The sequence below is a fragment of the Streptomyces sp. NPDC048461 genome (assembly GCF_055587105.1).
On record NZ_JBVJGW010000004.1, the window covers coordinates 153290 to 174955 of the forward strand.

A 21666-nucleotide genomic window follows, 5' to 3' on the forward strand; every position below is an offset into this window, starting at 1 on the left:
TGGGTGGTTCATACGAAGAAAATGGGCCACGCCCACATCGTTTCAGTATGAACACATGAACGAAGGGGCGTCTATCTCCGCGCGTAGATCCAGCGCCAACCGGCCTAGACTTGCCGCATGGCGAAATGGACAGCGCGGCACGAGGCGCCCGAGCCCCTGGAGGGGCCGGTCGTCGCCACCGTCACCGGCGGCACGATCATCTGGTTCGCCCTCTTCCTCGTCCAGCTCCCCTTCTACGGGTGGTTCGCCGACCGCGGCCAGCTGTGGTGGGTGTGGACCTGTGCGGCCGGCGGCCTCCTCGGCCTGATCGGCATCTGGTACTGCCGCGGCCGCGACGCGGCCCTGAAGCGCCACGCGGCGGCCGCCGCCGAGGCGGCCGCACGGGACGCGTCCGCCGGGGGCGCCGCGCCGGGCGGGCCGGCCGCCGCGGGCTGACGGCGGACGGCTGAGGGCCGGCCGGGGCGACCAGGGGACGATTCGGGTCATCCCCAAGTCGGATCTTCGGTCCGCTCGGCGGGTGAAGCGTTCGAACGCCCCTTACCGTCGAGAACATGACGCAGCGGGCGAGGATCGAATCCGACGGACCGGAGCCGGGCGGCCCGGCCGCCGGGACCGCCATCGACGCAGGGGCCGAGCTGGATCCCGTACACCCGATGCGGCCGCCCGCCCCGAGATTCAAGCCGGGCGGACTGAGCACCGCCGAAGTCGCCGAACGGGTCGCGAGCGGCGACGTCAACGACGTCCCGGTCCGCTCCTCGCGCTCCACCACCGAGATCGTCCGCGCCAACGTCTTCACCCGCTTCAACGCGATCATCGGCGTGCTGTGGGTGGTCATGCTCTTCGTCGCGCCCATCCAGGACAGCCTCTTCGGCTTCGTGATCATCGCGAACACCGGCATCGGCATCATCCAGGAGCTCCGCGCCAAGAAGACCCTCGACGGCCTCGCCGTCATCGGCGAGACCAGGCCCAGCGTCCGCCGCGACGGCCGGACCGCCGAGATCCCCACCTCCGAGATCGTCCTCGGCGACGTCATCGAACTCGGCCCGGGGGACAAGGTCGTCGTCGACGGATCCGTCGGGGAGGCCGACGGGCTGGAGATCGACGAGTCCCTGCTCACCGGCGAGGCCGACCCGGTCCTGAAGAAGCCCGGCGACCCGGTCATGTCCGGGTCCTTCGTCGTCGCGGGCGGCGGCGCGTTCACCGCCACGAAGGTCGGCCGCGAGGCCTACGCCGCCCAGTTGGCCGAAGAGGCCTCCCGCTTCACGCTCGTCCACTCCGAGCTGCGCTCCGGCATCTCCACCATCCTCAAGTACGTCACCTGGATGATGATCCCGACCTCGATCGGCCTGATCATCAGCCAGCTGATCGTCAAGGACAACAACCTCAAGGACTCCATCGCCCGGACCGTCGGCGGCATCGTCCCGATGATCCCCGAGGGGCTCGTGCTCCTCACCTCCGTCGCCTTCGCGATCGGGGTCATCCGGCTCGGCCGCAAGCAGTGCCTGGTGCAGGAGCTGCCCGCCATCGAGGGCCTCGCCCGGGTGGACGTCGTCTGCCTCGACAAGACCGGCACCCTCACCGAGGGCGGCATGGACGTCACCGAGCTCCGCCCGCTCGGCGGCGCGGACCCGGCGTACGTCAAGAAGGTCCTCGGCGCCCTCGGGGAGTCCGACCCCCGGCCCAACGCCAGCCTCCAGGCCATCATCGACGCCTATCCCGACAGCGCCGAGTGGCGCTGCACCGAGTCCCTGCCGTTCTCCTCCGCCCGCAAGTACAGCGGTGCCAGCTTCAGCGAGGGCGACGGCGAGAACAACACCTGGCTGCTGGGCGCCCCCGACGTGCTCCTCCCGGCGGGCGATCCGGCCCTCGCCGAGATCGACGGCCTCAACGAGCAGGGCCTGCGCGTCCTGCTCCTCGCCCGTTCCGGCCGCGAGCTCGACGACGCGGCCGTCGCCACCGGCGTGCGGCCCACCGCCCTGGTCGTCCTGGAGCAGCGGCTGCGGCCGGACGCCGCCGACACGCTGCGCTACTTCGAGGACCAGGGCGTCAAGGCGAAGGTGATCTCCGGCGACAACGCCGTCTCGGTCGGCGCGGTCGCGGGCAAGCTGGGGCTGCCGGGCGCGGAGAACACGGTCGACGCCCGCACGCTCCCCACCGACCGTGAGGAGATGGCGAAGGCCCTCGACGAGAACGCCGTCTTCGGCCGCGTCACCCCGCAGCAGAAGCGGGACATGGTCGCCGCCCTCCAGTCCCGGGGCCACACGGTCGCCATGACGGGCGACGGCGTCAACGACGTGCTCGCCCTCAAGGACGCCGACATCGGCGTCTCGATGGGATCGGGTTCGGAGGCCACCCGCGCGGTCGCGCAGATCGTGCTGCTGAACAACAGCTTCTCGACCCTCCCCTCGGTGGTCGCCGAGGGCCGCAGGGTCATCGGCAACATCACCCGCGTGGCGACGCTCTTCCTCACGAAGACGGTCTACTCGGTGCTGCTGGCGGTCCTCGTGGTCTGCTCGCAGGTCGAGTACCCCTTCCTGCCGCGCCACCTGACCCTGCTGTCCACCCTCACGATCGGCATCCCGGCCTTCTTCCTCGCCCTCGCGCCGAACAAGGAGCGGGCCAAGCCGCACTTCGTGAAACGGGTGATGCGCTACGCGATCCCGGGCGGCGCCATCGCGGGGACGGCCACGTTCGTGACGTACCTGGTCGCCCGCTCGTACTACAGCGGCCCGGACGCCCTCAAGGCGGAGACCAGCGCGGCGACGCTGGCCCTGTTCCTGACCTCGATGTGGGTCCTGGCGATCATCGCCCGCCCGTACACGTGGTGGCGGGTCGGCCTGGTCGGCGCGATGGGCCTGGCGTTCCTGATCGTCCTCGTCGTGCCGTGGCTCCAGGAGTTCTTCCAGCTGAAGCTGGAGGGCGCCACCATGCCGTGGATCGCGGTCGCCATCGCGGCCGCCGCGGCCACCCTGATCGAGTTCACCTTCCGCTGGGTCGACCGCAGGTTCCCGGCTTAGGCCGGGGCCGGCCCGCCGCCTCCGGGGTTGCCCGTGGAGGCGGCGGGCCGGGTCAGTCGAACCAGCGGTCGCGGGCCAGTTCCGCCGTGCGGGACTCGTCCTCCAGCAGGGCCGCCACCTCGAAGCGGCGGGGCCACTGGCCCGCCGCCCAGGCCAGGCCCGCCGCCACGCCCTCCAGCGTGGCCGCGTGCACGGTGCCGTCGGGGGTGCGCCGCCAGTCGAGTCCGGTGCCGCCCGCGATCAGCTCCTCGTGCTCCAGGTAGCCCGCGGGGGTGGCCGGGCCGAGCAGGACCCGTACCGACTCCGGTACGTCGTGCTCCTCGCCCGGCGTGCTCACCTCCGCCGGAACCGTCTCCGACAGCCGGCGCACCTGGAGCAGCTCCGCCAGGTCCGCCGCCCGGGCCGGGGCGACCGGCAGCAGCGGCAGGCCCGCCGTCAGCGGCAGCAGGTCGGGGGCGTCGGCGATGACGGCGTCCGCCGCGTCCACCACCCGGACCTCGCCGTCCACCACCGCGCGCAGCTCGTCCGGCAGGGTGACCTGCTCGGGGTCCAGGTCCGCCAGCGCCCCGTACAGACCGTGCAGCTGCCGGTCGGTCACCTCGCGGTCCGGGTCGGCCAGGCGGGCCAGGAGCTCGGCCGCGCCGCCGGGCTCCTCCAGCAGGGCGGGCACGGTCGTGCGTACGCCGAGGGCCCGCAGCACCTGCTCGTCCTCGAAGCCGGTGGCGTCCGCCGGGGTGTAGAGCCCCGCGAGCAGCGGGTCGCCGCCCGCCGAGCGCAGGCCCGCGGGACGGCGGCCGTCGAGCACCGGGTGGTCGCGCAGCCACCAGGCGGTGTACGGGCGCACCGACTGCGTGGTGCCGTCCGGGAGCAGGATCCGTACGGGCTGGGTCAGCGCGTCGCGCAGCGGCGGCCGCGCGAGCATCGCGAGGGCCTGCGGCCAGCAGTCGTCGTCGACGAGGTCCAGGTCGCGCACGGCGACCAGTTCGGTGGCCACCGGCGGCACCGGGGTGTCCGGCAGCTGGTCCAGCACGTCCTCGCACCACACGTCCACGGCGTCCAGCAGGCCGGCGTCGTCGGGCTCGGCGAAGTCGCCGTCGCGGGGCTCCAGTTCGTCGGGGTCCAGGACCACGTCGGTGGCGCGCACCAGCTGGAACTCGGCCAGCACCCCGCAGGCGGTGAGCGGGCCCGCGCCCCACCGGTCCACCAGGTCCGCGTCGACGTACGGGACCTCGTCCTCGCGGATCACCGAGGCCAGCGGCGAGCCGGGCAGCAGCAGTTCGCCCGCCGGGGTCGGTTCGCCGTCCTCGTCGGGCAGGGCGAGCGCGCCGAGCCAGGGCTCGTCGCCCGCGGCCAGGTCGGCGTCGCGGACCAGGCCCAGGACCACCTCGGCCAGCTCGTCGGCGTCCAGGGCGTCGGCGTCCTCGTCCCAGATGTCCCCGGCGTCCAGCGAGGCGGCGACGGCCGCCCGCACCTGCGGGGTCGTCAGGACCGCGCGCGGGGTGGCCGGGAGGGCGCCGAGCTTCTCCAGCAGCGGGTGCGCCGCGTCCGGGTGGGCCACCTTCAGGCCGAGGCGGGCCAGGCTCTCGGGGGTGTCCGGGCCGGGCAGCAGGATGTGCCGGGGGCCGATCGCGGTGCGGCCGTCGGCCAGCGGGACGGGCAGTCCGGACAGCCGGTCGGGGTCCACCCCGGCGAGGCTGTCGTACAGCCGGTGCCACCAGTCGGGGGTGCGCTCGATCCCGGCGATCCGCTCGATCGCGTCGCCGAGGGGGAGCCGTCCCACGCCCAGGGTGCGCAGCTCGGCGCGCCGCTCCAGGCCCGCCGGGAGCAGGGTCGGCAGGACCTCGGCGAGGACGCGTACGGTGTCGGCGCCCGCTCCCTCCACCACTTCGGCTTCGAAGGGGCGCAGCGCGGCCCGCGCGTCGGCCCCCTCCTCCCGGTCCTCGTCGGGGCCGGGCGGCACGGCGGGGGCGAGGAAGGCCGTACGGGGAAGGCGGCGCAGGACGGCGGCGCGCAGGGCGCCGTCGAGCTCGCCCTTGCCGAGCGGGCCGGGGACGAGGTCGACGAGGGCGGTCGTCACCGGCTCCCAGGCGCCCAGGAGTTCGGCGTAGGCGTCGGCCGCGCGCTCCACGAGGAAGTCGGTCAGGGGTCCGGGCGCCGGGTGCCGCCGGGTGGTGTCCAGGGGCAGGGTCGCGATGAGCAGCGCGGGGATGCCCAGCGGCTCGTCGGTGGGGGTCGGGGCGTGCACGACGGGGGCGGTGGCGGGGCGTACGGGGGCGCCGTCGGCGTCGACGGGCACGGACCAGGACACCGCCCAGGTGGGCCGCAGCCGCTCCTCCACCGGGCGGTCGGCCAGCAGGGCGCGGTCGAGCGGGCCGCCGTGGCGGACGGTGCGCCAGCGGCTGGTGCCCGCCGCGGAGTCCTCGATGACGGCGTACGGGCCCTCGTCGCGGCGGTACAGGGTGCGGGCGCCGCCGGAGGGGGTGTCGACGACGACCTCGCGCAGCCCGGGCAGGGTGAGCAGCAGCGCGTCGTCCACGGCGCCGAGCAGCCGCTCCACGAGGTCTTCGGCGGCGGCGTCGCGCAGCGGGAGCACCACGACGGTGTCGTAGCCGTCGGGCGCGGTGCCCTCGGCGGGCAACGGCAGCCGCAGCAGCGGGACGTGGCCGTCGCGGCGGCGGAGCTCGTCGCCGAGGCCGGGGCTGCCGACGGCGGCTCCCTTGGCGAGCTCGCGGGCCTCGGCCAGCGACCAGCGGACCCCGCCGTGGCGGCCGAGGACGGCGGGCTCGTCGGAGACGGCGAGGACGGCCGCGAAGCCGACGCCGAACCGGCCGACGGTGTCGCCCGAGCCGGTGGACTCCCGCTTGGCGGAGGCGCGCAGGGTGCTCAGCGACTCCACGCCCGTGGCGTCCAGCGGGGCGCCGGTGTTGGCGACGGCGAGGACGCCGTGGCCGTCCTCGCCGGCGTGCAGGGTGAGCCGCAGCCGGCCGGGCACGCCGGCGCGGGCCGCGGCGTCGGCGGCGTTCTGCGCCAGCTCGACGACGAGCCGGTCGCGGTAGCCGCCGAGCGCCAGGTCCTCCTCGGCGTTGGCGTCCTCCCGGAAGCGGGCGGGGCCGGCGCCCCAGGCGTCGAGCACCCCGCGCCGCAGCCGGGCCGTGCCGAAGGGGTCCACACCGTTCCGGGCCGCCGTCACTCGCACGTTCACGCCGCTGCCTCCAAGCCGTACTGCATTCGGGAATGCCGAGCCCTGAAGGTATCGCGTACCGGGTCAGGCCTTGCCCGTGAGGTGCGCGAACACCACGACGTTGGCGTCCCAGTGGCGGTCCGCGGTGAGGTCGCCGCCGCAGGTGATGAGGCGCAGTTCGGCCTTCCCGTGGGTGTCCCCGTAGACCTTGTCGGTGGGGAAGGCGTCCTTCTTGAAGGTGTCGACGGCGTCGACGGCGAACACGGCGGTGGTGCCGTCGGTGCGGTGGATCTCGATCTTCTGGTCCTTCTTCAGCTGCTTGAGTCGGTAGAAGACGGCCTCGGGGGTCTGCGGGGTGTCCATGTGGCCGACGACGGCGGCCGCGCCCGCCTCCCCGGGGGTGGGTCCCTCCTTGTACCAGGCGGCGTCCTGCGGCTTGGCGAAGTCCGGTTCCTGCATGACGCCCCGGGCGTCCAGGCCGACGGTGTCGAGCGGGGCGTCCACCGACACGTCGGGGATCCTCACCCGGTCCGGGACGGACGGCGGGAGCGGGGCCGCGGAGCTCGCGCCGGCCGGGGCGCGGCCGGCGCCGTCGGCGGCTCCGGCGCTGCCCGCGCCGCAGCCGGTGGCGAGGACCGCGGCGAGGGCCGAGGCCCCCGCCAGGGCGGCCGTACGGCGTGCGCGGCCGGAGCGGCCGCCCTGGCGGAAGGGGGTGGGCTCAGGCATTGCTGGTCTCGGGGAGGAGACCGGCGGGGGCCTGGCCGGTGTTCACGGAGCCCTTGGGGGTCTTGTGCAGGCTCGGGTCCAGCGGCTTCACGTCGTGGCGCGGGGCCGGGTGGGCCGAGGCCTCGGTGGAGAACTTCACGACGTCGAACTCCTTGCCGCCGGCGAAGGCGTGCACGCCGTAGTAGCCGGACTTGACGTCCTTGGCGACGGTGGCGGTGCCGGTGAAGGTGCCCTTGCCGTCGCTCTTCAGGTTGACCTGGCCGCCGAAGGCGTCGGACTTCACGAAGGCGTTCTTCTCGGAGGTCTTGACGGTGACGACGACCTTGTCGCCGGGGCGGCCGAAGTCGGTCGACAGGTTCAGGGCGGAGGGCTGCGGGGTGGGCTTGGGGGCCGGGGCGTCCGCGGTGACGCGCAGCTGCGCGGTGGCCTGGAGCTTGGCGCCGTCGGGGCCCGTGCCGGTCAGGGAGACGCCGTAGTCGCCCGCCTTGACGTCGGAGACCGTGGCGGTGCCGCCGCGGCCGTCGGTCATCTTCACGTCGGCCAGGGCCTTGGAGGAGACGGAGAGGTGCGTCGAGCCGTCGGGGACGTCCATCTGGAAGCTGACGGAGGCGCCCGGCTTGGCGCTGGAGGCCGACAGCGTGAGGCCCGCGGCTGCGGCGTGGCCGTGGCCGTCGGCGGTGGGGCTGGAACTGCCGGCGGGAGCCGGGGTGTCGGCCGCGAACGCGGTGGCGGCGCCGCCGAGGGCCATCGACGAGGCGAGGACGATCGCCGAGAGGGTGAGTGCCTTGCGCATGGGGTTTCCTCCTGAACGGGCCGGGGTTTTTCCCGGCACACCAGACATGAGGGACATCCTGGGCGCTTTGGTTGCGGCCCGCCGGAGGGGTGGGGGAGGGCTCTGCCGAAGGTCCCGGGACCGGAATCCGCAGGTCGCAGGGCGCCTGCGGTAGTGCCGTTTACGGGGAGTTTGCCCCGATTTTTGGGACCAAAGTCCTGGCGGACGGCGCGCGGCGGGCACGCAGGAGCCCCCGGCGACGGGACGTCACCGGGGGCTCCTGGAGCGGTACGGCCGCAGCCACGACCGCGGTTGCGGCTGCGGTTACGGCTTCTCGATCGGCTGCGGTTACAGCTTCTCGATCACGTAGTCCACGCACGCGGTCAGCGCCTGCACGTCCGCCGGGTCGATCGCCGGGAACATCGCGACGCGCAGCTGGTTGCGCCCGAGCTTGCGGTACGGCTCGGTGTCCACGACGCCGTTGGCGCGCAGCACCTTGGCGACGGCCGCCGCGTCGACGTCGTCCGCGAAGTCGATGGTGCCGATGACGGCGGACCGCTTGTCGGCGTCCACGACGAACGGGCTCGCGTACTTCGACGACTCCGCCCAGCCGTACAGGTTGCGCGCGCTGGCCGCGGTGCGGCCGGTCGCGAACTCCAGGCCGCCCTGGCCGTTCAGCCACTCGAGCTGCTGGTTCAGCAGGAAGAGGGTGGACAGCGCCGGGGTGTTGTACGTCTGGTTCTTCAGCGAGTTGTCGATCGCCGTCGGCAGGGAGAAGAACTCCGGGATGTGCCGGCCCGAGGCGTGCACGCGGGCCGCGCGCTCCAGGGCCGCCGGGGAGAACGCCGCCAGCCACAGGCCGCCGTCCGAGGCGAAGGACTTCTGCGGGGCGAAGTAGTAGACGTCGGTCTCGGTGATGTCCACCGGCAGACCGCCGGCGCCCGAGGTCGCGTCCACCAGGACGAGTGACCCGGCGTCGGCGCCCGCGACGCGCTTGATCGGCGCCGCGACACCCGTGGAGGTCTCGTTGTGCGTGTACGCGTACACGTCCACGCCCGCCTCGGCCACCGGCTCCGGGTGGGTGCCCGGCTCCGAGGAGATCACGGACGGCGCGTCCAGCCACGGCGCGAGCTTCGCGGCCTTGGCGAACTTCGAGGAGAACTCACCGAAGGTGAGGTGCTGCGACTTCTGCTCGATCAGCCCGGCGGTCGCGATGTCCCAGAAGGCGGTGGAGCCGCCGTTGCCCAGGATCACCTCGTACCCCTCGGGGAGGGAGAAGAGGTCCCGGATCCCCTGACGCACCGAGCCGACCAGGTTCTTGACCGGGGCCTGGCGGTGAGAGGTTCCGAGCAGGGAGGTACCGGTGGCGGCGAGGGCGTCCAGCGCCTCGGTCCGCACCTTGGAGGGGCCCGCGCCGAAGCGTCCGTCGGCGGGCTTGATGTCAGCGGGAATCTGGATCTCGGCCACGAGCGGAGCGTATCGGGTACCGGTCCACCCCTCGGAGGCGCGTCCACCCGGTGAGACGCGCCGGGACGGTGGCAGGCTGGTCGCCGTGACGTCTCCCGGGGAACTCGAACGGACATTGCGGGCGAACCTCCGCGGGGAGGTGGACTTCGGCGCCGCCGCGCGGGCCCTGGCGACCATGGACGCCTCCAACTACCGCCGCGTCCCGGTCGGTGTGGTCGCCCCGTACGACGCCGACGACGTGGCCGCCGCCCTGGGCGTGTGCGCCGCGGCCGGGGTCCCCGTCGTCCCGCGCGGCGGCGCGACCTCCATCGCCGGCCAGGCCACCGGCACGGGCGTCGTGCTCGACCTGACCCGCCACATGAACGCGCTGGTGTCGGTGGACCCGGCCGCCCGGACCGCCGTCGTCCAGCCCGGACTCGTGCTCGACCGGCTGCGGGACGCGGTCCGCCCGTACGGACTGACCTTCGGGCCGGACCCCTCCACCCACTCCCGCTGCACCCTCGGCGGCATGATCGGCAACAACGCGTGCGGCGCCCACTCCGTGGCCTGGGGGACCACCGCCGACAACGTCGCGGAGCTCGCCGTGACCGCGTACGGCGGCGCCTCCCACCGCCTCGGCACCGGCTGGGCCGGCGCCCCCGCCGGACTGCGCGAGCTGGTCGCGGGGAACCTCGCCGTGCTCCGCACCGGCCTGTACGGCCCCCACGGCGACTTCGCGCGGCGGATCTCCGGCTACGGCGGCCTCGACGCCCTCCTCCCCGAGCGCGGCACCGGGCTCGCCCGCGCCTTCTGCGGCAGCGAGGGCACGCTCGGGGTGGTCACGGAGGCGGTGGTGCGCCTGGTCGAACCCCCGGCCGCGCCCGTCCTGGCCGTCCTCGGGTACGCCGACGAGAGCGCGGCCGCCGAGGCCGCCGCGGGCCTGCCCCCGTACGGTCCGCTGACCCTGGAGGGCATGGCGCACGACCTCGTCGGGGCCGCCGCGGCGGCCCTCCCGCGGGGCGGCGCCTGGCTGTTCGCGGAACTGCCGGACGAGGGCGCGGCGCGGGGGCTGCTGCGCGGCGCCGACGCCGTGGACGCGCGGGTGGTGACGGACCCGGCCGGACAGCGGGCGCTGTGGCGGATCCGCGAGGACGCGGCGGGCACCGCGACGCGGCTGCCCGGGGGCGCGATGGCCTGGCCGGGCTGGGAGGACTGCGCGGTGCCGCCGGCCCGGCTGGGCGCGTACCTGCGGGAGTTCCGCGCCCTGCTGGCCGCGCACGGGCTGCACGGGTCCCCGTACGGGCACTTCGGCGAGGGCTGCGTGCACGTACGGATCGACTTCGACCTGGTGAGCCGGGAGGGCGTGGCGCGCTTCCGGACCTTCTCGGAGGAGCTGGCCGACCTGGTCGTGGCCCACGGCGGTTCGCTGTCGGGGGAGCACGGGGACGGCCAGGCGCGGGCGGAGCTCCTGCCGAGGATGTACGGGCCGGAGGTCATCGCCCTCTTCGGCGCCTACAAGGACGTGTGGGACCCGGCGGGCGGCATGAACCCGGGGATGCTGGTCCGGCCGGCCCGGCTGGACGAGGACCTCCGCTTCGCGGTGCTGCCGGACACCCCCTTCGCGCGGGAGGTCGCCCGGTGCGTGGGCGTCGCGAAGTGCCGCTCGACGGAGACCGGCGGGACGGCGGTGATGTGCCCGTCGTACCGGGCCACGGGGGAGGAGCGGCACTCCACGCGGGGCCGGGCGCGGCTGCTGCACGAGATGCTGGCCGGGGAGGTCGTGACCGGCGGCTGGCGCTCGGCGGAGGTCGCCGGGGCGCTGGACCTGTGCCTCGGCTGCAAGGGGTGCCTGAGCGACTGTCCGGTGGGCGTGGACATGGCCGCGTACAAGGCGGAGTTCCTGCACCGGCACTGGGCGGGCCGGATCCGCCCGCTCGCCCACTACGTCCTGGGCGGCCTCCCCGGCTGGCTCCGCCTGATCGCCCGGCTGCGGCTCGCGGCCGTCGTCAACGCGGCCGCCCGCCGCCTCCCCGTCCCGGGCCTCACCCGCGCCCGCCCCCTCCCCCCGGTCGCCGCCACCCCCTTCACCCGCTGGTGGCACACCCGCCGAACCCCGGCCCCGCCCCGCGATTCAGCCTCGCCGGCGCGTGAGGCGCGGATCCGGGCGGAGCCCGACGGCCGCCCGCAGGGCACCGGTATCCCGGCCACCGGCCCCGCCACCCGAGCCACCGGCCCAGGTACCGGCACCGCGACGCCCGTCGTGCTGTGGCCCGACACCTTCACGGAGCACCTCGCCCCCGAGACCGGGCGCGCGGCCGTCCGCGTCCTGGAGGCGGCCGGGTTCGCCGTCACCGTCCCCCGGGGCCCGGTCTGCTGCGGCCTCACGTACGTCTCCACCGGCCGCCTCGACCGCGCCCGCACGGTCCTGCGCCGCACCCTGGACACCCTCGACGCCCCCGGCGGGGCCGCCTCCGGCCAACCCGTCCTCGTCCTGGAGCCCAGCTGCGCCGCGGCCCTGCGCGCCGACCTCCCCGCCCTCCTCCCCGACGACCCCCGCGCCCACCGCCTCGCCGCAGCCGTCCGCACCTTCGCCGAGACCCTGGAGCAGTACGCCCCGGACTGGCGGCCGCCCCGGATCGACCGGCCGGTGGCCGGCCAGACCCACTGCCACCAGCACGCCGTGCTCGGCGACGCCGCCGACCGCCGGCTGCGCGAGCGGGCCGGCCTCACCGGCGAGCTCAGCGGCGGCTGCTGCGGCCTGGCGGGGAACTTCGGCTTCGAGCCCGGCCACCACGAGGTGTCCGTCGCGTGCGCCGAGGAGCAGCTGCTGCCGTCCCTGCGCGGGGCGCCGGAGGGCGCGCTGGTCCAGGCGGACGGGTTCTCCTGCCGCACCCAGATCGGCCAGCTCGGCGGAGTCCGGGCCGGCCACCTGGCGGAGCTCCTGGACGAGGCGCTGTGAGGCGTCCCTCCACGGCGCCTCCGGCCCCGTGCGGTAAGGAAAAACCCATGGAGACACTCCTTACCGAACCCCTTACCCTGGAGAGATGACCGCCCCCTCCGAACCGGCCGCCCCCGCCGCGGCCCCCGCCCTCCCCGCATCCGCCGCCGCTGCGAAGGACGCCACCGCGGCCCCGCAGGATTCCGCGGCGGCCCGGTTCGGACCGGTCTCCCTGGTGGTCGCGGCGGGGGTCTCGGTGCAGTTCGGCGCCGCCCTCGCGGTCACGATCATGCCGAGGGCCGGCGCGGCGGGCGTGGTCACCCTGCGCCTCGCGGCCGCCGCCCTCGTGCTGCTGATCCTGTGCCGGCCCAAGGTGCGGGGCTACTCGCGCGCCGACTGGGGCACGGTGCTCGCCTTCGGCGTCACCATGGCCGGCATGAACGGCCTCTTCTACCAGGCCGTGGACCGCATCCCGCTCGGTCCGGCCGTCACGCTGGAGGTCCTCGGCCCGCTCGCCCTCTCGGTGATCGTCTCCCGGCGCCTGGTGAACCTGCTGTGGGCGGGACTCGCCCTCGGCGGCGTGGTCCTGCTGTCCGGCCACGGCGGCGGGGGCCTCGGCTTCGGCTCGCTCGACCCGGCGGGCGCCGCCTTCGCGCTCGGCGCGGGCGTGATGTGGGCCGCGTACATCGTCTTCAGCGCGCGCACCGGCCGCCGCTTCCCACAGGCCGACGGCCTGGCCCTCGCGATGGCCGTGGCCGCGCTGCTGTCGTTGCCGCTCGGCGTGTTCGAGTCGGGTTCGGCCCTGCTGGTGCCGAGCACCCTGGCCCTGGGCCTCGGGGTGGCCGTGCTGTCCTCCGTCCTCCCGTACACCCTGGAACTGCTCGCCCTGCGGCGGCTCCCGGCCCCCACCTTCGCGATCCTGATGAGCCTGGAACCGGCGATCGCCGCCACCGCCGGCTTCCTGGTGCTGCACCAGGCGCTGTCCGCCGTGGACGCCCTGGCCATCGCCCTCGTGATCGCGGCCAGCATGGGCGCGGTCCGGTCCCAGACCCGCAAGCGGGCCCGCTGATGGACCCCCGCGTCGACGCCTACCTCGCCGCGGCCCCGGAGCCCCGCCGGGCGGCCCTGACCCGGCTGCGCGCGCTGTGCGCGGCCGAGCTGACGGGTTTCGAGGAGCAGATCGCGTACGGGATGCCGGTGTACGTCCGGCCGGGCGCGGAGGCGGGGGAGATCGCCTGGGCGAACCAGAAGCAGTACATCTCCTTCTACCTGATGCGCACCGACGTCCGCGACGCCTTCGCGGACCGGCTGGCCGGCCACGACATGGGCAAGGCCTGCCTGCGCTTCCGCAACCCCGCCACGGTCGACTTCGACCTCGTACGGGACCTCCTGCGGGCCACGGCCGGGGCGCCCGGGGGACCGGTCTGCGCCTGAGCGGCGGGCCCGCGCCCGGGGGACCGGTCTGCCGACACCGGCGGAAGCCCGCCGCGCTCACGCGTACCGGGCCGCCATCGCCGCCAGCGTGGACCGGACGCGGTCCCGCAGGGCCGTGGGGAGGAGGACCTCCGCTTGCGCGCCCAGCGCCAGGAACTGCCCCTCGGCCTGCGCCGCGGACTCGATCGGCAGGGTCGCGCGCGTCCAGCCGGGGAGCTCCGGATCGGGCTCGCCCGTGGCCGCCAGCGCGCGGGCCTGGGCCCCCGTCAGCCGGGCGGCGGCGGGCGCGGAGAGGCGTACGACCGCCTCCTCCGGGTGGAGCCGCGCGTGGAAGTCGGCCTGGGTGCGCTGCCAGTGCGCGGCCAGGTCGAAGCCGTCCGGAGGCTCCGCCCCCTCGCCCGTCTCGGCGACCCGCAGGATCTGGTCCACCCGGTACGTCCGCGGCTCCGGCGTCGCGGCGGGCTCCCGCGTCGCGGCGGGCTCCGGCTCCCCGGCCGGCTCGCCCGCTCCGGGCCGGCCGCGCGTCGCCGCGGGCGCCGCCACCAAATACCAGCGGCCCGCCTTGAGGACCAGCCCGTACGGGGCCAGCCGGCGCTCCACCTCCTGCGGGGCCTGCCAGCGCCGGTACCCGATCTCGATGACCCGGCCCCGCCACACCGCGTCGGCGACCCGGGCCAGGTACGGGGTCTCCCCGTGCTCCGCGTACCACCCGGGCGCGTCCAGGTGGAACCGCAGTCGCATCCGGTCCGCCTGGGCGCGCAGCTCCGGCGGCAGGGCCGCCCGCAGCTTCAGCTGGGCCGCCGACACGGCCCGGCCGAGGCCCAGCTCCGCCGCCGGTCCCGGCATCCCGGTCAGGAACAGGGCCTCCGCCTCGCCCGTGCTGAGGCCGGTCAGCCGGGTGCGGTAGCCGGCGAGCAGCTGGTAGCCGCCGCTGTGGCCGGCGTCCCCGTACAGCGGTACGCCTGCCGCGCTCAGGGCCTCCGCGTCGCGGTAGACGGTGCGTACGGACACCTCCAGCTCGCGCGCGAGCTCGGCGGCGGTCATCCGGCCGCGGGTCTGGAGCAGCAGCAGGATCGACAGCAGCCGGTCGGCCTTCATCGGGACGCTCGGGACTTCACTGACACAGGATGTCAGGGGAGCGCTCCTACGGTTCCCCCGTATCGCAACGGATCCAAGGGAGCGCACCGCATGAACGACTTCGACTTCCTCGTCGGCAGCTGGGACGTCGCCAACCGGCGGCGCACCGATTTCCTCGACGCGGACAGCCCGTGGGAGGAGTTCCCGGCGGTGTCGCACATCTCCCGGCACTTCGGCGGCGGCGCGAGCTTCGACGAGATCGACTTCCCGACGAAGGGATCCGGCGGGCTGACGCTGCGGCTCTTCGACCGCGAGCGGGAGGAGTGGTCGCTGTACTGGGCGAGCGGGCGCACCGGCACCCTCTTCCCGCCCGTCGTCGGCCGGTTCGACGGTGACCGGGGGGTCTTCGAGGGGGAGGACGCGCACGACGGGAAGGACGTCCGCGTGCGGTACGTGTGGTCCGGGAGGACGCCCGGGGCCGCACCGCGCTGGGAGCAGGCCTTCTCGCTCGACGGCGGGGCGACCTGGCTGGACAACTGGACGATGGACTTCGCCCGCCGCCCGTAGCGGGTTCCCCGGCGCGGCCCGCAGCGGCCCGCCCGCCCCGCCGGCACGGGGGTCCGGAGGGGCGGGCGGGCGCGATGACCGGTGGCCGGGACGACTCGGCCACCGGCCCGCGGCCGCGACGGCTGGACGGCTAGCCCAGCGGCAGGTCCACGTACGACGGCGTCGCCTCCGGGGAGGTGAACGACAGGGTCGCGCGCGGCAGGTTGGCGTCGCCGTAGAAGGGGTCGCGGGCGTCGATCACCAGCATCAGCCGGTGGCCCGGCGGGACGTCGTACGCCGTCGCCTGGAGGTCGACGTCGGCGCTGATCAGGCTGTCGGGAGCCGAGTCCAGGTCGGTGTACGGGGCGTGGGTGACGAGGTGGGCCGTGTCGTCGGGCGCCAGGTCGAGCAGGTACGCGACGAAGGTGGAACTGGGGTTCGCCGAGCGGTAGGTGACGCGCAGCCTCGGCGTGCCGCGCAGCCGGGTGGTCTCCTCGACCGGGGCCGACGCCCACACCGCGGCGACGGTGCGGTCGATGTCGCCCGTCGGGTAGACCTTCGGATCGCCGGCGATCTCCGCGTACCCGGAGGTGACGACGGCGTCGGCGACGGTGGCCGGGGTGTCGACCCCGCACAGCACGCCGGCGGTCCAGCCGGCCTCCGGCTCCCCGACGAGTTCCCCGCCGCCCGCCAGGTGCAGCCGGTGTACCCGCTCGGTGAGGGAGTGCCAGGTGGGGCGCCGTTCGAGGGCCTTGCTCCACATGACCTCGCTGATCACCTGGCCCTCGTCGGCGATGCCGTTGTCGATGCCCCGGAGGTGGTGGTCGAACCACCGGTGGGCGTCCGTCCAGATCCGGTTGGGCAGGCCGAGCATGCCCGTCATCTCGGGGCCGGAGTGGTCCCCGATGGACAGGGCGAGGCGCTTGGGGCCGGTCAGCTCGTTGAACATCTTCAGCGTCTGGTTGGCGGGGAAGAGGGTCTCGTGCCAGGCGTGCGCGAAGTAGACGGGCACCTGGCGGCGGTTGAGCTCCTTGATGTGGCTGAACGGCGAGCGGGTCTCGGCCCACTGCAGGGTGCCCTGGATGTCGCGGTTGCCGAGGACGTTGTCGAAGACGCTGCGGGTCTGCGGGCTCAGCCGCGCCTTCGCCGCCGCGCCGAGCAGGGCGCGTACGGCCGCGACGTGGCGGGTGGAGTTCTCGTAGAACGCCTCGCCGAGGTCGCCCCAGCTGCTGAGCGCGACCACGGCGTCGACCCGGGTGTCGTGCGCGGCGACGAGCTGGCTGATGCCGGAGCCGTACGAGTCCCCGAGGAAGCCGATCTTCGTCACCGGGCCGGAGGACCGCTCGATGAGGTGGTCCAAGGCCCGGCTGCCGTCGGCGACGTCGAGCGGGCCCGCCACGTCGACCTGGCCCTCGGAGGCGGCGAAGCCGCGGGTGGTGTAGGCGAGGACGTCGTAGCCGCGGGCCGCGAAGAGGGTGGCCTGGACGGCGTACGTGAGCCAGCCCAGGTCGGTCCAAGGCGACGGCATCACGATCACGGGCCGGGGTCCGGATCCGGTGTGGCGCCAGAGCGCGGCGTCGAGCCGGTCCCCGTCGGCGCCGGTCACCTTGCCGCGGGTGAAGACGGCCACGGAGCGGGCCTCGGCGACTTCGGCCGCGCGGGCCGGGGCGAGGCCGGTGAGGTCGCCGCTCTCCAGGGCGGTGACGAAGGCGCCGAGGGCGGTCGCGTCGAGTTCGGGATAGAGGGAGGACGGGGCGGGAGCGTCGGAGGAGGCGGGGCGGGAGGAGGCGGCTGGAGTCACGTCGGTTCATCCTCTTCGTCGAGTTTCGTCGAGTTCGTCGAGTGACATGAACGTGGTGTGCTCGCCCGGGCCCGGAGCGGAACGTCCAGTATCGACGGGACATCCGGTGACGTATCGCGAGTTTCCGGCTTACGGCCTGAATTGCCCCGCGCCCTCGCCGGACGGCGCGCCCCCGGACCTGCGGGCGCCGCGCGACACGCCAAGTCCGTTGGAGAGCGGCCGGGTTGGGGGTCGTGGCGGGAACGTGCCACCTCTCCATAAAATCATGCAAGCGTGCTTGATTGTTTTAACGGAGGCTGCCAGTCTTCCCCTCACGCCGAGAGGGGAGCGCACCGTGCCCGATCCGTCCGCCGTCGCCGTCTTCACCGATCTCTCCGAGGAGAGTGGCGAACTCGATGCCCTGGTCGGGGAGTTGCCCGAGGCCGACTGGGCCCGGCCGACCCCCGCACCCGGCTGGAGCGTCGCCCACCAGATCGCCCACCTGCACTGGACCGACCGTGCGTCGCTGCTCGCGCTCACCGACGCCGACGGTTTCGCCGCCATGGTCGAGGCGGCCCTGAAGGCCCCCGACTCCTTCGTCGACGAGGGCGCCGAGGAGGGCGCGGCGCTGCCGCCCGCCGAGCTGCTCGCCCGCTGGCGGGCCGGGCGCACCGCCCTCGACGCAGCGCTGGCCGGGGCCTCGCCCGACGCCCGCTTCCCCTGGTACGGGCCGCCGATGAAGGCCGCCTCGATGGCGAGCGCCCGGCTGATGGAGACCTGGGCGCACGGCCAGGACGTGGCCGACGCCCTCGGGGTGCGCCGGACCCCGACCGGCCGGCTGCGGCACGTCGCCCGGATCGGCGTACGGGCCCGCGACTACGCCTACGCGGTGCGCGGACTGCCGGCGCCGGCCGGGGAGTTCCGGGTGGAGCTGACGGCGCCGGGCGCGGAGGGCGTGTGGGCGTACGGCCCGGCCGACGCCCCGCAGCGGATCACCGGCCCGGCCCTCGACTTCTGCCTGCTCGTCACCCAGCGCGCCCACCGCGCCGACCTGGCCCTGACGGCCACCGGCCCCGACGCGGACCGCTGGCTGGACATCGCGCAGGCCTTCGCCGGCCCGGCGGGCTCCGGACGCGCCCCGCGGGACGCCCGGTGACGCGCCGCCCGCTGCGGATCGGCAACGCCTCCGGGTTCTACGGGGACCGCGCCGGCGCCGTGCGCGAGATGCTGACCGGCGGCCCGCTGGACGTGCTGACCGGGGACTACCTCGCCGAGCTGACGATGCTGATCCTGGGCCGCGACCGGCTGAAGAACCCGGACCTCGGCTACGCCAAGACCTTCCTGCGCCAGCTGGAGGAGGGCCTCGGGCTCGCCCGGGAGCGCGGGGTGCGGATCGTCGCGAACGCGGGCGGCCTCAACCCGGCCGGCCTCGCCGACGCCGTACGCAAACTCGCGGCCGAGGCCGGGGTGCCGGTCTCCGTCGCGCACGTCGAGGGCGACGACCTGATGCCGTACCAGGAGGGCGCGCTGACGGCGAACGCCTACCTCGGCGGCGCCGGGATCACGGCCTGCCTGCGGGCCGGGGCCGACGTGGTCGTCACCGGCCGGGTCACGGACGCGGCCCTGGTCAGCGGCTCGGCGGCGTGGTGGTTCGACTGGGCGCCCGACGCGTACGACCGGCTGGCGGGGGCGGTGGTCGCGGGCCACGTCCTGGAGTGCGGCACCCAGGCCACCGGCGGGAACTACTCCTTCTTCGCGCGGCACGACGTCCGCCACCCCGGGTTCCCGCTGGCGGAGGTCGCCGAGGACGGCTCCGCGGTCATCACCAAACACCCGGGCACCGGCGGGGCCGTCACCACCGGCACGGTCACGGCCCAGCTCCTCTACGAGACGCAGGGCGTCCGCTACCTGGGACCCGACGTCACCGCGCGGCTCGACACGGTCCGGCTGGCCGCGGACGGCCCCGACCGGGTCCGCGTCTCGGGCGTCCTCGGCGAGCCGCCGCCGGACACCCTCAAGGTGGGCGTGACCCGGATCGGCGGCTGGCGCAACGAGGTGGTCTTCGTCCTGACCGGGCTCGACGTCGAGGAGAAGGCGGCCCTGGTCCGGTCCCAGCTCGCCGGGTCCCTGGCCGGGGTGGCGTCGGCGCAGTGGACCCTGTCCCGCACGGACCACGAGGACGCCCCGACGGAGGAGACCGCCAGCGCCCTGCTGCGCCTGGTCGTCCGCGACCCGTCCCCGGACCGGGTCGGCCGCGCCCTGACCTCGGCGGCGATCGAGCTGGCCCTCGCCAGCTACCCCGGCTTCCACGTGACGGCCCCGCCGGGCCCCGCCCAGCCGTACGGGGTCTTCAGCTCGGCCCACGTCCCGGCCGACACCGTCCCCCACACCGCGGTCCTCCCCGACGGCACCCGCCTCCCGATCCCGGCGCCACTTCCAGCCCCGCCGGCGTTTGAGGCGCGGGGGCCGGGGGGCGGAGCCCCCGAAGGGGTCCGGGGCGGAGCCCCGGTTCCGGGAAGGGGCGGGGTGGGGGAAAGCCCCGCAGGGCCCCACCGGCACCCGGACCAAGGCCAAGGCCAAGGCCAAGACCCGGACCGGGAGCGGCACCAGGACCTGGACCGGGACCAAGACCAGGGGCACGACCGGGCCCGGGACGGGCGGACCACCCGCGCCCCCCTGGGGGCACTGGCCGGGGCCCGCAGCGGCGACAAGGGCGGCGACGCGAACGTCGGCGTATGGGTCGAGTCGGCCCCCGCCTGGGACTGGCTGCTCGGCACCCTGACGGTGGACGCCTTCCGCCAGTTGCTCCCCGAGACCCGGGACCTCCCCGTCGCCCGGCACGAACTGCCGCACCTGCGCGCCCTGAACTTCACCGTCACCGGCATCCTCGGCGCCGGCGTCGCCTCCGGCCACCGCTTCGATCCCCAGGCCAAGGCCCTCGGCGAATGGCTCCGCGCCCGCCACCTCGACATCCCGACCCACCTGCTCCCGGCCGCGACCGGAACCGCGGCGCACCCCGCACAGGCCGCACAGCCCGCGCCCCCGGCGGCCCCCGCGCCCCCGGCCGAGCCCCCGCCCCCGCAGCCCGCCCAGGGCCCCGCCCAGGGCCCCGCCCCCGACCCGGAGGTCGGAACATGACCCGCCTCGGCACCACCGTCGACCCGCACGCCCCCGAGCACGCGCAGGCCCGTACCGCCGCCCTCGAACGCCTCGGCGCGCTCGACGCCGAGCACGCCAAGGCCCTCCAGGGCGGCGGCGAGAAGTACACCGCCCGCCACAAGACCCGCGGCAAGCTCCTCGCCCGCGAGCGCGTCGAGCTGCTCCTCGACCCGGACACCCCGTTCCTGGAACTGTCCCCGCTGGCCGCCTGGGGCAGCGACTACCCGGTCGGTGCCTCGATGGTCACCGGCATCGGCACCGTCGAGGGCGTCGAGTGCCTGGTCACGGCCAACGACCCGACCGTCCGCGGCGGCGCCAGCAACCCCTGGACCCTGAAGAAGGCCCTGCGGGCCAACGAGATCGCCCGGCAGAACCGGCTGCCCTGCATCAGCCTCGTGGAGTCCGGCGGCGCCGACCTCCCCTCCCAGAAGGAGATCTTCATCCCGGGCGGGGCGATCTTCCGCGACATCACCCGGCTCTCCGCCGCCGGCATCCCCACCGTCGCCGTCGTCTTCGGCAACTCCACCGCCGGGGGCGCGTACATCCCCGGCATGTCCGACCACACCATCATGATCAAGGACCGTTCCAAGGTGTTCCTCGGCGGTCCGCCGCTGGTCAAGATGGCCACCGGCGAGGAGAGCGACGACGAGTCCCTCGGCGGAGCCGACATGCACGCCCGGACCTCCGGACTCGCCGACTACTACGCCCTCGACGAGCACGACGCCATCCGCCAGGCCCGCCGCGTGGTGGCCCGGCTGGGCCACCGCAAGCCGCACACGGATCCGCCCCGCGCCCAGGACCCGCTGTACGACCCCGAGGAACTCCTCGGCATCGTCCCGCCCGACCTGAAGACCCCGTTCGACCCCCGCGAGGTCATCGCGCGGATCGTCGACGCCTCCGACTTCGACGAGTTCAAGCCCCTCTACGGGACCAGCCTGGTCACCGGCTGGGCCACCCTCCACGGCTACCCGGTCGGCATCCTCGCCAACGCCCAGGGCGTGCTGTTCAGCGCGGAGTCGCAGAAGGCCGCACAGTTCATCCAGCTCGCGAACCAGCGCGACATCCCCCTCCTCTTCCTCCACAACACCACCGGCTACATGGTCGGCAAGGAGTACGAGCAGGGCGGCATCATCAAGCACGGATCCATGATGATCAACGCGGTCTCCAACTCCCGCGTCCCGCACCTCTCCGTCCTGATCGGCGCGAGCTACGGCGCCGGCCACTACGGCATGTGCGGCCGCGCCTACGAGCCCCGGTTCCTGTTCGCCTGGCCCAGCGCCAAGTCCGCCGTCATGGGCCCCCAGCAGCTCGCCGGGGTGCTCTCCATCGTGTCCCGGCAGTCGGCCGCCGCCAAGGGGCAGCCGTACGACGAGGAGGCCGACGCCGGGATGCGCGCCTTCGTGGAGGCGCAGATCGAGTCCGAGTCCCTGCCGATGTTCCTGTCCGGGCGGCTGTACGACGACGGGGTCATCGACCCCCGCGACACCCGCACCATCCTCGGCCTGTGCCTGTCGGCCGTCCACAACGCCCCCGTCGAGGGCGCCCGCGGCGGCTTCGGCATCTTCCGGATGTGAGCGCCCCCATGACCGA

General features: G+C 74.9%; 15 protein-coding genes. 9 read left to right on the forward strand and 6 right to left on the reverse strand.

The window, feature by feature from the left end; translation table 11 throughout:
- Positions 1-117: 117 nt before the first annotated feature.
- Positions 118-435: a DUF2530 domain-containing protein gene (locus ACZ6S8_RS08905; protein ID WP_469453841.1), complete on the forward strand. Its 318-nt coding sequence runs from the start codon at positions 118-120 to the stop codon at positions 433-435.
- Positions 436-551: 116 nt separating this feature from the next.
- Positions 552-3017 carry a cation-translocating P-type ATPase gene (locus ACZ6S8_RS08910; protein WP_469453843.1) on the forward strand — a complete coding sequence of 822 codons (2466 nt, stop codon included), beginning with the start codon at positions 552-554 and terminating at the stop codon, positions 3015-3017.
- Between the two features lie 52 nt (positions 3018-3069).
- Here ACZ6S8_RS08910 and ACZ6S8_RS08915 read toward each other — a convergent pair whose 3' ends face one another.
- The 4 genes from ACZ6S8_RS08915 to serC form a co-directional block, all read right to left on the reverse strand.
- A complete protein-coding gene (locus ACZ6S8_RS08915; RefSeq protein ID WP_469454325.1) occupies positions 3070-6213 on the reverse strand; it encodes a sacsin N-terminal ATP-binding-like domain-containing protein in 3144 nt (1047 codons plus the stop codon).
- Positions 6214-6282: 69 nt separating this feature from the next.
- Positions 6283-6924, reverse strand: a complete 642-nt coding sequence (locus tag ACZ6S8_RS08920; RefSeq protein ID WP_469453845.1) for a class F sortase — start codon at positions 6922-6924, stop codon at positions 6283-6285.
- Complete coding sequence (locus tag ACZ6S8_RS08925) at positions 6917-7717, reverse strand: hypothetical protein (protein ID WP_469453846.1); 801 nt, start codon at positions 7715-7717, stop codon at positions 6917-6919. Before ACZ6S8_RS08925 ends, ACZ6S8_RS08920 begins: the two co-directional genes overlap by 8 nt.
- Before the next feature lie 327 nt (positions 7718-8044).
- Positions 8045-9163, reverse strand: coding sequence for a phosphoserine transaminase (serC, locus tag ACZ6S8_RS08930; protein ID WP_469453848.1), 1119 nt, complete (start codon positions 9161-9163; stop codon positions 8045-8047).
- Between serC and ACZ6S8_RS08935 the strand changes: the two genes are divergently transcribed.
- From ACZ6S8_RS08935 to ACZ6S8_RS08945, 3 genes are all read left to right on the forward strand, one after another.
- Positions 9135-12101: an FAD-binding and (Fe-S)-binding domain-containing protein gene (locus ACZ6S8_RS08935; RefSeq protein ID WP_469453850.1), complete on the forward strand. Its 2967-nt coding sequence runs from the start codon at positions 9135-9137 to the stop codon at positions 12099-12101. The two genes, serC and ACZ6S8_RS08935, sit on opposite strands and share 29 nt — an antisense overlap.
- An 85-nt stretch (positions 12102-12186) precedes the next feature.
- Positions 12187-13149 (forward strand): EamA family transporter, encoded by a 963-nt coding sequence (locus tag ACZ6S8_RS08940; protein ID WP_469453852.1) that lies wholly within the window; start codon positions 12187-12189, stop codon positions 13147-13149.
- Complete coding sequence (locus ACZ6S8_RS08945) at positions 13149-13514, forward strand: DUF1801 domain-containing protein (protein ID WP_469453854.1); 366 nt, start codon at positions 13149-13151, stop codon at positions 13512-13514. Before ACZ6S8_RS08940 ends, ACZ6S8_RS08945 begins: the two co-directional genes overlap by 1 nt.
- 57 nt (positions 13515-13571) lie before the next feature.
- Here the strand turns inward: ACZ6S8_RS08945 and ACZ6S8_RS08950 are convergent, their stop codons facing one another.
- Positions 13572-14612 carry a helix-turn-helix transcriptional regulator gene (locus ACZ6S8_RS08950; protein ID WP_469453856.1) on the reverse strand — a complete coding sequence of 347 codons (1041 nt, stop codon included), beginning with the start codon at positions 14610-14612 and terminating at the stop codon, positions 13572-13574.
- 90 nt (positions 14613-14702) lie between these two features.
- Here ACZ6S8_RS08950 and ACZ6S8_RS08955 point away from each other — a divergent pair, with 90 nt between their 5' ends.
- The gene (locus ACZ6S8_RS08955; protein WP_469453858.1) at positions 14703-15158 is read left to right on the forward strand and encodes a hypothetical protein; all 456 of its coding nucleotides are present in this window, start codon (positions 14703-14705) and stop codon (positions 15156-15158) included.
- 130 nt (positions 15159-15288) lie between these two features.
- Here ACZ6S8_RS08955 and ACZ6S8_RS08960 read toward each other — a convergent pair whose 3' ends face one another.
- On the reverse strand, positions 15289-16938 hold the full coding sequence (locus ACZ6S8_RS08960; protein ID WP_469453860.1) for a CocE/NonD family hydrolase: 1650 nt from the start codon (positions 16936-16938) through the stop codon (positions 15289-15291).
- 334 nt (positions 16939-17272) lie between these two features.
- Here ACZ6S8_RS08960 and ACZ6S8_RS08965 point away from each other — a divergent pair, with 334 nt between their 5' ends.
- From ACZ6S8_RS08965 to ACZ6S8_RS08975, 3 genes are all read left to right on the forward strand, one after another.
- Positions 17273-18073: a TIGR03084 family metal-binding protein gene (locus ACZ6S8_RS08965; protein WP_469453862.1), complete on the forward strand. Its 801-nt coding sequence runs from the start codon at positions 17273-17275 to the stop codon at positions 18071-18073.
- Between the two features lie 68 nt (positions 18074-18141).
- Positions 18142-20055, forward strand: a complete 1914-nt coding sequence (locus ACZ6S8_RS08970; RefSeq protein WP_469454327.1) for an acyclic terpene utilization AtuA family protein — start codon at positions 18142-18144, stop codon at positions 20053-20055.
- A complete protein-coding gene (locus ACZ6S8_RS08975; RefSeq protein ID WP_469453863.1) occupies positions 20052-21650 on the forward strand; it encodes an acyl-CoA carboxylase subunit beta in 1599 nt (532 codons plus the stop codon). The genes ACZ6S8_RS08970 and ACZ6S8_RS08975 overlap by 4 nt, the downstream gene beginning before the upstream one ends.
- Positions 21651-21666: the final 16 nt, after the last annotated feature.

Bases quoted from the DNA above. Each gene is read 5' to 3' on its own strand.
- ACZ6S8_RS08935 (WP_469453850.1), top strand. From the start codon at position 9,135: ATGTCAGCGGGAATCTGGATCTCGGCCACGAGCGGAGCGTATCGGGTA.
- ACZ6S8_RS08970 (WP_469454327.1), top strand. From the start codon at position 18,142: ATGCTGACCGGCGGCCCGCTGGACGTGCTGACCGGGGACTACCTCGCC.
- ACZ6S8_RS08925 (WP_469453846.1), bottom strand. From the start codon at position 7,717: ATGCGCAAGGCACTCACCCTCTCGGCGATCGTCCTCGCCTCGTCGATG.
- ACZ6S8_RS08940 (WP_469453852.1), top strand. From the start codon at position 12,187: ATGACCGCCCCCTCCGAACCGGCCGCCCCCGCCGCGGCCCCCGCCCTC.
- ACZ6S8_RS08955 (WP_469453858.1), top strand. From the start codon at position 14,703: ATGAACGACTTCGACTTCCTCGTCGGCAGCTGGGACGTCGCCAACCGG.
- ACZ6S8_RS08920 (WP_469453845.1), bottom strand. From the start codon at position 6,924: ATGCCTGAGCCCACCCCCTTCCGCCAGGGCGGCCGCTCCGGCCGCGCA.
- ACZ6S8_RS08905 (WP_469453841.1), top strand. From the start codon at position 118: ATGGCGAAATGGACAGCGCGGCACGAGGCGCCCGAGCCCCTGGAGGGG.
- ACZ6S8_RS08975 (WP_469453863.1), top strand. From the start codon at position 20,052: ATGACCCGCCTCGGCACCACCGTCGACCCGCACGCCCCCGAGCACGCG.
- ACZ6S8_RS08910 (WP_469453843.1), top strand. From the start codon at position 552: ATGACGCAGCGGGCGAGGATCGAATCCGACGGACCGGAGCCGGGCGGC.
- ACZ6S8_RS08950 (WP_469453856.1), bottom strand. From the start codon at position 14,612: ATGAAGGCCGACCGGCTGCTGTCGATCCTGCTGCTGCTCCAGACCCGC.
- ACZ6S8_RS08945 (WP_469453854.1), top strand. From the start codon at position 13,149: ATGGACCCCCGCGTCGACGCCTACCTCGCCGCGGCCCCGGAGCCCCGC.